This window comes from Pseudomonas sp. PP3, from assembly GCF_905336995.1.
GTDB lineage: Bacteria > Pseudomonadota > Gammaproteobacteria > Pseudomonadales > Pseudomonadaceae > Aquipseudomonas > Aquipseudomonas reinekei.
The window spans coordinates 5,528,139-5,540,233 of the sequence record NZ_HG995459.1; the positions used below are offsets into that span (position 1 = coordinate 5,528,139).

The 12,095-nt window shown below is 58.8% G+C and carries 9 protein-coding genes and 1 other RNA gene; 9 read left to right on the plus strand and 1 reads right to left on the minus strand.

Annotated elements, in window-relative coordinates:
- Positions 1–35 precede the first annotated feature (35 nt).
- Positions 36–518, plus strand: a complete 483-nt coding sequence (gene smpB / locus KHO07_RS25165) for an SsrA-binding protein SmpB (protein WP_007915208.1) — start codon at positions 36–38, stop codon at positions 516–518.
- A gap of 141 nt (positions 519–659) precedes the next feature.
- On the opposite strand, the gene KHO07_RS25170 is transcribed toward smpB, so the two are convergent.
- Positions 660–1,427 carry an FCD domain-containing protein gene (locus KHO07_RS25170; RefSeq protein WP_212625822.1) on the minus strand — a complete coding sequence of 256 codons (768 nt, stop codon included), beginning with the start codon at positions 1,425–1,427 and terminating at the stop codon, positions 660–662.
- Positions 1,428–1,689: 262 nt separating this feature from the next.
- Here KHO07_RS25170 and KHO07_RS25175 point away from each other — a divergent pair, with 262 nt between their 5' ends.
- The 8 genes from KHO07_RS25175 to KHO07_RS25210 all read left to right on the plus strand — a co-directional run bounded on the left by KHO07_RS25175 (position 1,690) and on the right by KHO07_RS25210 (position 11,722).
- Positions 1,690–3,384 (plus strand): lactate permease LctP family transporter, encoded by a 1,695-nt coding sequence (locus tag KHO07_RS25175; protein ID WP_212625823.1) that lies wholly within the window; start codon positions 1,690–1,692, stop codon positions 3,382–3,384.
- A 151-nt stretch (positions 3,385–3,535) separates the two neighbouring features.
- Positions 3,536–4,360, plus strand: a complete 825-nt coding sequence (locus KHO07_RS25180) for a (Fe-S)-binding protein (protein WP_212625824.1) — start codon at positions 3,536–3,538, stop codon at positions 4,358–4,360.
- A complete protein-coding gene (locus KHO07_RS25185; protein ID WP_212625825.1) occupies positions 4,357–5,811 on the plus strand; it encodes a LutB/LldF family L-lactate oxidation iron-sulfur protein in 1,455 nt (484 codons plus the stop codon). Before KHO07_RS25180 ends, KHO07_RS25185 begins: the two co-directional genes overlap by 4 nt.
- On the plus strand, positions 5,811–6,482 hold the full coding sequence (locus KHO07_RS25190; RefSeq protein ID WP_212625826.1) for a lactate utilization protein C: 672 nt from the start codon (positions 5,811–5,813) through the stop codon (positions 6,480–6,482). Before KHO07_RS25185 ends, KHO07_RS25190 begins: the two co-directional genes overlap by 1 nt.
- Entirely contained in the window at positions 6,479–9,286 is a 2,808-nt protein-coding gene (locus KHO07_RS25195) for an FAD-binding and (Fe-S)-binding domain-containing protein (RefSeq protein ID WP_212625827.1), read from the plus strand. Before KHO07_RS25190 ends, KHO07_RS25195 begins: the two co-directional genes overlap by 4 nt.
- A 234-nt stretch (positions 9,287–9,520) precedes the next feature.
- The gene (locus KHO07_RS25200; protein WP_150731763.1) at positions 9,521–9,796 is read left to right on the plus strand and encodes a hypothetical protein; all 276 of its coding nucleotides are present in this window, start codon (positions 9,521–9,523) and stop codon (positions 9,794–9,796) included.
- 95 nt (positions 9,797–9,891) lie between these two features.
- Positions 9,892–10,278, plus strand: a transfer-messenger RNA (tmRNA) gene (gene ssrA, locus KHO07_RS25205).
- A gap of 187 nt (positions 10,279–10,465) precedes the next feature.
- Entirely contained in the window at positions 10,466–11,722 is a 1,257-nt protein-coding gene (locus tag KHO07_RS25210; protein WP_212625828.1) for an integrase domain-containing protein, read from the plus strand.
- The last annotated feature ends 373 nt before the right edge of the window (positions 11,723–12,095 follow it).

Genomic DNA, 12,095 nt, shown 5'->3' on the forward strand with positions numbered 1-12,095 from the left:
CCGACTCGCTTGCAACTCCCTATAATGCCGCCCCTATGGCTAAACAGAAGAAACACCCAACAGGGACCATCGCGCAGAATAAAAAGGCGCGACACGATTACTTCATCGAGCATAAGTTCGAGGCTGGTCTGGTCCTGGCCGGCTGGGAAGTAAAAAGTCTGCGGGCGAGCAAGCTGCAGCTGGTTGACAGTTATGTGCTGCTCAAGGATGGCGAAGCCTGGCTGCTCGGCAGTCACATTACGCCCCTGATGACAGCCAGCACTCACGTCATAGCGGATCCGGTGCGCACCCGTAAATTGCTGCTCAACCGACGCGAGCTCGAGAAGCTCGCTGCCGCTGTGCAGCAGAAGGGTTACGCCTGCGTGTGCCTGTCCTGGTATTGGAGCAAGCACATGGTCAAGTGCGAGATCGCGCTGGGCAAGGGCAAGAAGGAATACGACAAGCGCGATACCGAGCGCGAACGTGACGCCGGTCGCGAGTTGCAGCGTGCGGTGCGCAACAAGGGCAAGGAAGATTAATTTCATTCCTTGAGAGCAAGATCGCCAGCAAGTCGGCCCCTACAGAATCCAGCCCGCCATAAAATTACCGGCGGAACACGATACCTGTAGGAGCCGGCTTGCTGGCGATTGCTATTGGACTGCCAACGCTCAGCTCCTCGACTACATTCCCTTGCGCCGCTCCGCCCGCGCCACGCGCTGCACTTCCTGGCGCACCTCCTCCAGCACTTCCTGCACATACAGAATGTGTCGACTGGAGACTTCCCGCGCCTGTTCCGCCCGCCCCTCGATAATCGCCTGATACAACTCCCGGTGCTGCGTGATCAGCATGTCTCGGGTTTCGGTGCGCTGCTTGTACATGCCGCCGATGTTGGTCACCACGTTGCGCTTGAGCAAATCGAACAGCCCGCGAATGGTGTGCAGCAACACCGCGTTATGACTGGCCTCGGCGATCGCCAGATGGAATTTCGCATCGGCCGCGCCCTCTTCCGCGCGACTCACTTCATCGTGACGCGAATAACAATCCTGCAACTCATTGAACGCCGCAGTCAGCCGCTCGCGGTCGACGTCCGTGGCGCGCAATGCCGCGTAATAGGCACAGGACGCTTCCAGGGTGTGGCGGAACTCCAGCAGATCGCGCTGAGCCTCGGGATTACTCTCCAGCAATTGCAGCAGCGGATCACTGAACGTCGTGCCCAACGACTCCACCACGTAATTGCCGCCGCCCTGGCGACTGACCAGCAAGCCCTTGGCCGTCAGCTTTTGAATGGCCTCACGCAGCGAAGGGCGCGAGACGCCGAACTGCTCGGCCAGCGCTCGCTCGGCCGGTAAGCGCTCTCCGGCCCTCAACGTGCCCTCGAGGATCATGCCCTCAAGCTGCTCGACAATATCGTCAGACAAACGGCGCTGACGAATCTGATCAAACCCCATAACTCATCTTCTCCACGATCCGACGGCGCGCCGGCGCTCTATTCTGGCCCATTGCTGCCGCGTCGGCACCTGTCATACAGCACTTGATCAAACACAAAGCCGATTCTTGAGGGACATGTATTCGACAAAAGTTTTAGGGCGGCAAATTGACACACCACCTTCAAGGCTTTTACCCTAGCCAACAGCGATTGTAAATTGGTATTACCAATTATCCAAGAACGCTGATCAGTGCCTGACCAACAACAATTAGGGGCCACCCCATATGCAAACCTGGCAACAGCTCTACAGCCCGCTCGGAAGCCTCGGTTTATCCGCGCTCGCGGCCGTTATTCCGATCGTGTTTTTCTTTCTGGCTCTGGCCGTGTTCCATCTCAAGGGGCACGTCGCCGGCAGCATCACGCTGGCCTTGTCGATCCTGGTGGCAATTTTTGCCTTCCAGATGCCGGTCGACATGGCTTTCGCCGCTGCGGGCTACGGTTTCGCCTACGGCCTGTGGCCGATCGCGTGGATCATCGTGGCGGCTGTCTTCCTCTACAAGCTGACGGTCAAGAGTGGCCAGTTCGAAGTGATCCGCAGCTCGGTGCTGTCGATTACCGATGACCAACGCCTGCAGGTCCTGCTGATCGGCTTCTGCTTCGGTGCCTTCCTCGAAGGTGCGGCAGGTTTCGGCGCGCCCGTGGCGATTACCGCCGCATTGCTGGTCGGTCTGGGGTTCAACCCGCTGTACGCCGCAGGCCTGTGCCTGATTGCGAACACCGCGCCAGTAGCCTTCGGCGCCCTGGGGATTCCGATCATCGTTGCCGGGCAAGTGACCGGCATCGATGCGTTCAAGATCGGCGCCATGACCGGTCGCCAACTGCCGCTGCTGTCGCTGTTCGTGCCGTTCTGGCTGGTGTTCATGATGGATGGCCTGCGCGGCGTCCGCGAAACCTGGCCTGCTGCACTGGTCGCCGGGTTGAGCTTCGCCGTGACCCAGTACTTCACCTCGAACTTCATTGGCCCGGAACTGCCGGACATCACTTCAGCCCTGGCCAGCCTGATCTCGCTGACTCTGTTCCTGAAAGTCTGGCAGCCAAAACGCGCCGCCGGCCAGCATATCGCCGGTGCCGTCTCGGCATCCGTGGTCACCGCCAATGTCGGTGGTTTCGGTCAGAAACGCAGCACCGTGGCATCGCCTTACAGCCTCGGAGAAATCTTCAAGGCGTGGTCGCCGTTCCTGATCCTGACCGTGCTGGTCACCATCTGGACCCTGAAACCGTTCAAGGCGATGTTCGCCGCCGGCGGTTCGATGTACAACTTCGTGTTCAACTTTGCCATTCCGCATCTTGATCAGATGGTGATCAAGGTTGCGCCGATCGTGGCGAACCCGACGGCCATTCCAGCCGTGTTCAAGCTTGACCCGATTTCCGCGACCGGCACGGCGATTTTCTTCTCCGCGCTGATCTCGATGCTGGTCCTGAAGATCAATCTCAAAACTGGTCTGACCACTTTGAAAGAGACCTTCTACGAACTGCGCTGGCCGATCCTGTCCATCGGCATGGTGCTGGCTTTCGCGTTCGTCACCAACTTCTCGGGCATGTCGTCGACCATGGCCCTGGTGCTGGCCGGTACCGGAGCAGCTTTCCCGTTCTTCTCGCCGTTCCTCGGTTGGCTGGGCGTGTTCCTGACCGGCTCCGATACTTCGTCCAACGCACTGTTCGGTTCCCTGCAAGCAACCACCGCACACCAGATTGGCGTCAACGACACCTTGCTGGTGGCGGCGAACACCAGTGGTGGCGTGACCGGCAAGATGATCTCGCCGCAATCGATCGCCGTGGCCTGCGCCGCGACCGGGCTGGTGGGCAAGGAGTCGGACCTGTTCCGCTTCACGCTCAAGCACAGCCTGTTCTTCGCAACGATTGTCGGCTTGATCACATTGGCTCAGGCCTATTGGTTCACCGGCATGCTGGTGCACTAAGCGCCACAACCGATACGGAAAAAACCGACGCCGGACCACGATTCCGGCGTCAGCTATTCACAACCCGGTCTGTAAGGCTGCTGAAAGAATCTCACTCTATATTCAGCGGCCTCAGCGGACGGATAACCGGGCCCACCCGGAGACACGCCTGATGAGCGAGCTTTTTTACAACGCTGTGCCGAATGCGACCCGTGTCGCCCCGCCACTGCCTGAACCTCGGCAATACCCCAGCGAGAAACCGCAACGGGTGTACCTGTTCGGGACCTGCGTAGTCGACTTGTTCTACCCGGAAGCCGGAATGGACGCGATCCATTTGCTGGAGCGCGAAGGCATCCGTGTCGACTATCCGCAAGGGCAAAGCTGCTGCGGACAACCGGCGTACACCTCGGGTTATACCGAGCAAGCCCGGACCGTGGCGCGCTCGCAACTGGCGTTGTTCGCCGGGGATTATCCGGTGGTGGTGCCGTCAGGTTCCTGCGCCGGCATGGTGCGTGAGCACTATGCCGACTTGTTCAAGGACGAGCCGGACACGTTGCAACAGGTTGAGGCACTGGCTGCCAGAACCTATGAACTCACCGAGTTCCTGTTGTTTGTCTGCAAGGTGCAGCTCAAGGACAGCGGCGAACCGGTAAAGGTAGCGTTGCATACGTCATGTTCGGCACGCCGTGAAATGAACACCCACCTGCACGGCCGTGAGCTTTTATCGCAGCTGAACAATGTGGAGCGAGTCGACCATAGCCATGAAAGCGAATGCTGTGGCTTCGGTGGGACTTTCAGCGTCCGTATGCCAGATATTTCCGGCGCGATGGTGGCTGACAAGACCCGATCGTTGAAGGACTCCGGCGCGCACAAGGTACTCAGTGCCGACTGCGGTTGCCTGATGAACATCAACGGCTCACTGGAAAAACAGAAGGAAGCGTTACGCGGTCAGCATCTGGCCAGTTTCCTCTGGCAGCGTACCGGAGGTGCCCAATGAGCGCCGCCGAGATTATTCCTACGGTCGCCGTGGAAGAAGATTTCCGCACCCGGGCTCACGAGGCCTTGGGTGATGCGCAATTGCGCGGCAACTTCCGCAAGGCGATGGATTCATTGATGACCAAGCGGGCAGCGGCTTTCAGCGATGCCCACGAAAGAGAACATTTACGCGCATTGGGCAACGCTGTTCGCGCCCGAGCGTTATCGAAGTTGCCCGAACTGCTCGAGCAACTTGAACAGAACCTGACCCGCAACGGTGTGACAGTGCACTGGGCGGAAACGGTGGACGAAGCCAACGGTATCGTCCTCTCGATCATCCGCGCTCACGAGGGGCGGCAAGTGATCAAGGGTAAATCGATGGTCAGCGAAGAGATGGAGATGAATCATGTCCTCGCTGAACAGGGCATTGAATGCCTGGAATCGGACATGGGCGAGTACATCGTCCAGCTCGACCACGAGAAGCCTTCTCACATCATTATGCCGGCGATCCACAAGAACGCCGGTCAGGTCGCGTCCTTGTTCCACGACAAACTTGGAGTGGAATACACCAAGGACGTTGACCAACTCATTCAGATCGGTCGCAGAGTCCTGCGGCAGAAATTCTTTGAAGCGGACATCGGCGTTTCCGGTGTCAACTTCGCCGTGGCCGAAACCGGCACCCTGCTGCTGGTGGAAAACGAAGGCAACGGCCGCATGACCACCACCGTGCCACCGGTGCACATCGCCGTCACCGGCATCGAAAAAGTCGTGGAAAACCTGCGCGACGTGGTGCCGCTGCTGTCACTGCTGACCCGTTCCGCCTTGGGTATCCCGATCACGACCTACGTCAACATGATTTCCGGCCCGCGCAAGGAACACGAGCTCGACGGCCCGCAGGAAGTGCATCTGGTACTGCTCGACAACGGTCGCAGCCAGGCCTTCGCCGATAGCGAACTGCGCCAGACCCTGAACTGCATTCGCTGTGGCGCCTGTATGAATCATTGCCCGGTCTATACGCGAATTGGCGGCCACGCCTATGGGGAGGTCTACCCCGGCCCTATCGGAAAAATCATCACCCCGCACATGGTTGGCCTGGCAAAAGTCCCGGATCATCCGAGCGCCTCTTCGTTGTGCGGTGCCTGCGGTGAAGTGTGCCCGGTGAAAATACCTATTCCCGCGTTGTTGCGCCGCTTGCGCGAAGAGAACGTCAAAGCGCCGGACAGCAGCCATCAAGTGATGCGCGGCCAGGGCAGCAAGTACTCGCGCAAGGAACGCTTCATCTGGAATGCCTGGGCAAAACTCAATAGCTCACCGACGCTGTATCGACTGTTCGTTTTGGCCGCGACACGCCTGCGCGCGCTCACGCCGAGCAAGGTTGGCCCGTGGACACAAAACCACAGCGCCCCGAAACCCGCTGCCCGTTCATTGCATGACATGGCTCGCGAGCATCTGGCCAAACAGGGAGATCGTTGATGAGCGCCAAGCAAAACATCCTCGCCAAACTGCGTAAAAGTCTGACAGGCACCACGCCGGTGGCTGACAACTTCGATGTCGATCTGGTGACACAGCCTTACACCTACGCTCCGGAACAACGCATCCCGCAACTGCGCAAACTGATGGAAGCGGTGCACACGGAAATCCATCTGACCTCGGGTGACGGTTGGCCTCAACTGCTCGGTCAGTTGGTGACGGATCGCCAGTTACCGAGCCTGTTGATCGCCCCGACCACACCTCACGGGCAGCGTGTCGCACAGCATTGGGAGAACAATCCCGACCTGCCGACGCTCAAGGCCTATGATCGTCCGATCGAGGAATGGAAAGCCGAGTTGTTCAACGACACCCCGGCGAGCCTGACCACGACCCTCGGCGCAATCGCCGCAACCGGCAGCCTGATCATCTGGCCGACGCGGGAAGAGCCGCGCATGATGAGCCTCGCGCCACCGGTGCATTTCGCCCTGCTCAAGGCCAGTGAAATTCGCGACAACTTTTATCAGGTGCAGCAGGAGTTCGAATGGGCGCAAGGCATGCCGACCAATGCCTTGCTGGTGTCTGGCCCGTCGAAAACCGCTGACATTGAACAAGTGCTGGCCTACGGCGCCCACGGTCCGAAAGACCTGGTGGTGCTGATCCTGGAGGACCAATGAGTCTACCGGCCGCTTTCCTGCGTGATACGCAGCAACTGATTCCACCGGAGCGGCGTTTCGACGATCCGCTGTCGACGTTGGCCTTCGGCACTGACGCCAGTTTCTACCGGCTGATTCCGCAACTGGTAATCCGCGTCGAATCCGAAGATGAAGTGGTGACGTTGCTGAAACTGGCCCAGCGCGATCAAGTGCCGGTGACCTTCCGCGCCGCCGGCACCAGCCTCTCCGGCCAGGCGATCAGCGATTCTGTGCTGATCGTGCTTGGGGATAACTGGAACGCTCGCGAAATCCGTGGTCAAGGCACGCAAATTCGCCTGCAACCCGGCGTGATCGGCGCCCAGGCCAATGCCTGGCTGGCGCCGTTCGGGCGCAAGATCGGCCCGGACCCGGCATCGATCAATGCCTGCAAAATCGGCGGCATCGTCGCCAACAATGCCAGCGGCATGTGCTGCGGCACGGCGCAAAATACCTATCACACCCTGGCTGGCATTCGACTGGTGCTGGCCGATGGCAGCCGCCTCGACACGGAAGACGCCGCCAGTGTCGCGGCGTTTCGGCAAAGCCATGCAGGGTTGCTTGAACGCTTGGCGACGTTGGGTCGCGAGACCCGCGCCAACGCCGAACTGGCTGCCAGGATTCGCCACAAATACCGTCTGAAAAATACCACCGGCCTGTCACTCAACGCCTTGGTGGATTACGACGAGCCTGTGGATATCTTGAGCCACTTGTTGGTGGGTTCCGAAGGCACGCTCGGATTCATCAGCGCGGTGACCTACGACACAGTGATCGATCACCCGAACAAGGCCTCGGCGCTGATCGTGTTCCCGGATGTGGAAACCTGCTGCAACGCCGTCACCGTGCTGAAAAGCCAGCCAGTGTCGGCAGTCGAACTGCTGGACCGACGCAGTTTGCGCTCGGTGCAGAGCAAACCCGGCATGCCCGCTTTCGTACAGCATCTGTCGAACAATGCCTGCGCCCTGCTGATCGAATCCCGAGCGGCGTCTTCCACATTGCTGCACGAACAACTGGCGCAGATCATGGCGTCACTGGCGTCGTTCCCGGTGGAGAAGCAAGTTGATTTCACCGAAGACCCGCTGGAAAACGCCCGTCTCTGGGCGATCCGCAAGGACACTTTCCCCGCCGTCGGTGCGGTGCGCAAAACCGGGACCACGGTGATCATCGAAGACGTGACCTTCCCGGTGGAACAGCTGGCCATCGGGGTGAATCGCCTGATCGAGTTGTTCGACAAACATCACTACGACGAGGCGATCCTTTTCGGACACGCGCTGGAAGGTAATCTGCACTTCGTCTTCACCCAGGGCTTCAACAGCCCGGAAGAAGTCGCACGCTACCAGGCGTTCATGGATGACGTGGCGCAATTGGTCGCAGTGGAATTCGGCGGTTCGCTGAAGGCTGAACACGGCACCGGGCGCAACATGGCGCCGTTCGTTGAGCTGGAATGGGGTAGCGACGCCTATCAGTTGATGTGGCAGCTCAAGCGACTGCTCGATCCCAGCGGCATTCTCAACCCGGACGTGGTGCTCAGCGAAGACCCGCAGATTCACCTCAAGCACTTGAAACCCTTGCCGGCCGCCGACGAGATTGTGGATAAGTGCATCGAATGCGGATTCTGCGAACCGGTCTGCCCGTCAAAAGGCCTGACCCTGAGCCCGCGCCAGCGCATCGTGATCTGGCGTGATATCCAGGCGAAAAAACGCGCCGGGGTCGACACCCGCGAACTCGAGGCCGCTTACGAATATCAGGGCATCGATACCTGCGCCGCGACCGGGCTCTGTGCACAACGTTGCCCTGTAGGAATCAACACCGGCGAGCTGGTGAAAAAACTTCGCGGCCAGCACGCTACCCATACGAAAACCGCTAACTGGCTTGAAGGCAATTTCGCCACGGCACTGCAAGGCGCACGTTTCACCCTGCACGTCGCCAACGGTGCGCGGATGTTGCTCGGCGCCCCACGACTGGCGAAGTGGTCGGCAACGCTGACGCGCTTGTCCAAAGGCCAGGTCCCGCAATGGACCAGCGCCATGCCGCAACCGGAAAAAGCCATTCGCTTCAGCCCGTCGGTGACCGATGAACGCCCGCGCGTGGTGTATCTGGCGGCTTGTGTTTCTCGGGCCATGGGGCCGGCAGCCGGCGACAAGGAGCAAATGTCGCTGTACGACAAAACCCGAGGCCTGCTGGAAAAAGCCGGGTATCAAGTGATCTTCCCGGACCATCTGGACAACCTCTGCTGCGGCCAGCCGTTTGCTTCCAAGGGTTATGCCGAACAGGCCGAACACAAACGCCAGGAACTGATCGGCGCCCTGCTCCACGCCAGCCGTGGCGGCCTCGACCCGATTTACTGCGACACCAGTCCCTGCACCTTGCGCCTGGCCCAGGACTTGGGCGATGTGCGTCTGGACCTGTACGACCCGGTGCGTTTCATCCGCACACATTTGATGGATCGACTGGACTTCACGCCGCAGGAAGCGCCGATCGCCGTGCATGTCACCTGCAGCACGCAACACCTGGGCGAGAGCCAGGCGCTGATCGATCTGGCGCGCAAGTGCAGCAACAACGTGGTGATTCCCGAAGGCATTCACTGCTGCGGGTTTGCCGGAGACAAGGGCTTTACCACCCCTGAGTTGAACGCTCATTCCCTGCGCACCTTGAAAGACGCCGTGCAGTATTGCGAGGAAGGTATCTCCACCAGCCGCACCTGCGAAATTGGCCTGAGTCAGCACGGCGGAATCGATTATCACGGGCTGGTGTATCTGGTGGACCGGGTGACGCAAGCTCGCCGATAACCGTAGGAACCGGCTTGCTGGCGATGGCTTGAGATCAGTCGACACCGATCTGGCCTGAGCAACCGATCGCCAGCGAGCCGGCTCGTGAAGGTTCGCTTTTTTAGTAAAAAAAAACCGAATTTCTATGCGCGGCTATAGTCATTTGACTAGGCCCTTTGCAAGGGGCTTATAACCACCTCGGCCAGCGGCCTCCTTCACCGGCAGCACCGAGCCCTCATGCGCAAGGAGATACCCATGAAGCACTCTGCAATTGCTGGATTGTTCATCGCTGCTGCAATGTTGGCGTCGCCGGTGTTTGCGGCGGATAAAGATCTGTGTGCCGGGAATATTCAACAAATAAGCGATTTCGTGGACAGTGCGCCCTCCCTTCCTGAAGGCACAATGGACACCGTAAAAGCGGCACTGACCAAAGCGAAAGCCTCTCAGGCAGCCGGGAACGATAAGGATTGCGTCGAAGTCACCTCCGGCATCATCACCAAAATGCAAATTCGTAACCCAACCCGGAACTGATCCCTGGCAGGGCCAACCTTCGGGTTGGCCTTCCGGGCCACTTTGACGTAGACTGTGCAGGCTTGTTGCTCATTTGATTCACGAGCAATGAGTTCGGGGCCGTTTAGGATTCGACGCCGGTTGCGAAACTTTAGGTGCATGCCGAGTTGGTAACAGAACTCGTAAATCCACTGTTGCAACTTCTTATAGTTGCCAATGACAAAGACTACGGTGTTGATAACGCAGCTCTGGCTGCCTAAAACACTTCTGGTGCCTTCGGGCCCAGCAATCACCAGGGGATGTCTGTAAACCCGAAGTGATTGTCATATAGAACAGAATCGCCGTGCAGTACGTTGTGGACGAAGCGGCTAAAACTTACACAACTCGCCCAAAGCACCCTGCCCGTCGGGTCGCTGAGGGTTAACTTAATAGACACGGCTACGCATGTAGTACCGACAGCGGAGTACTGGCGGACGGGGGTTCAAATCCCCCCGGCTCCACCACTTCAACATCTAAAGACGTCCACGGACGTCTTTTTTTGTGGCTGAAACCCAGTAAATACGTGGCTTCCAGCGATTTTTCGGTCTTTTGAGAGTTTTTGAGTTCCAGCCGTTCGGGTATTCCAGACGGTATTCCAGCTCATCCGGTGCTAATCTTTGGAATACCGAATCAGTGCTTGAGGACAATCTCATGCCTGCCCAAAACCTCCGCCTCTCCGATCGACAGCTCAAGGGAGTCAAACCCGCGTCCAAGGATTACGTCCTAACGGACGGTGACGGTTTGCAGCTCCGGGTACGCAGCAACGGCTCGTTGCTGTGGAATTTCAACTACCGCGAACCGGTGACCAAGAAGCGCATCAACATTGGCTTCGGGACCTATCCCGAACTGTCACTGGCGAACGCACGAAAGAAGGCAGTCGAAGCTCGCGAGCTGCTCGCCCAAGGCATCGATCCGAAGGTGCAGCGCAATACGTTGAATGAAGCCAAACGCGCGGAAACCGAACACACCTTCGAGAACGTGACCACCGCCTGGTTCGAGCTCAAAAAAGACTCGGTTACCCCGGCCTACGCCGAGGACATTTGGCGTTCGCTCACGCTGCACGTGTTCCCCGATTTGAAGACGACCCCACTCGCGAAAATCACTGCACCGATGGTGATCGGACTGCTTCGCCCAATCGAAGCGAAAGGCAGCCTGGAAACGGTCAAGCGTCTCAGCCAGCGGCTAAACGAGATCATGACCTACGGCGTCAACTCCGGACTGATCTTCGCCAACCCACTCACCGGCATCAGGGCAGTATTCAAAAAACCCAAGAAAGAAAACATGGCTGCGCTTCCGCCAGAAGAGCTCCCGGAGCTCATGCTGGAAATCGCGAACGCCAGTATCAAACGCACGACCCGCTGCCTGATCGAGTGGCAGTTGCACACGATAACTCGCCCCGCCGAGGCGGCAACTACTCGCTGGGCAGACATCGACTTTGAAAGACGTGTCTGGACTATCCCGCCGGAGCGGATGAAGAAGCGCCGCCCTCACAGCATCCCGTTGAGTGATCACGCTGTCGCACTGTTGCAGTCACTGAAGACTCACAGCGGCCATCGCGAATACGTCTTCCCGGCGGACCGAAATCCGCGTACTCATGCCAATAGCCAGACCGCCAACATGGCGTTGAAACGGATGGGCTTCCAGGATCGCTTGGTCAGCCACGGCATGCGCTCTATGGCCAGCACCATCTTGAATGAACATGGGTGGGACCCGGAACTCATTGAGGTCGCACTGGCGCATGTCGACAAGGATGAGGTGCGCAGCGCCTACAACCGAGCCGACTACATCGAGCGTCGACGTCCGATGATGGCTTGGTGGAGTGAGTACATCCAGAAAGCCGCCACCGGCAGCCTGCTCGCCTCAGCTTACGGCCAAGTCAGAGACAAGAACTTGGTGCCGATTCGCTAGCGCTGTACAGGCGCAAGAAGTGCAGTAGCAACAACTGAACGTTCAAGATTCGGGGCAAGCAGCCTCGCTTATCCGCTTCTCAGCGCGGGTCCCTCCAAACAGGGCTGCAAAGCCGCCCTGTTTGGAGGGACCTTACTTTGAAGAGCTAAAATCGACCACGTTGTCCGGGGTTTGCCACGGAATTCCACCGGTAGATAATTGGTTTTCACGTCCCTAGTAGCGCCGAATTTCGACCCTTGACCGGGTTTATCCACAGGCGTAGAACTGGCCGTGCAAGCGCTGTCGATGACAGCAACCCAGGTGACCCGAACCTTGAAGGTCACGCCGCTCCCGCGGTGGTTCGCCCCCAAATGGCGATTAGCATCCGGCAGCT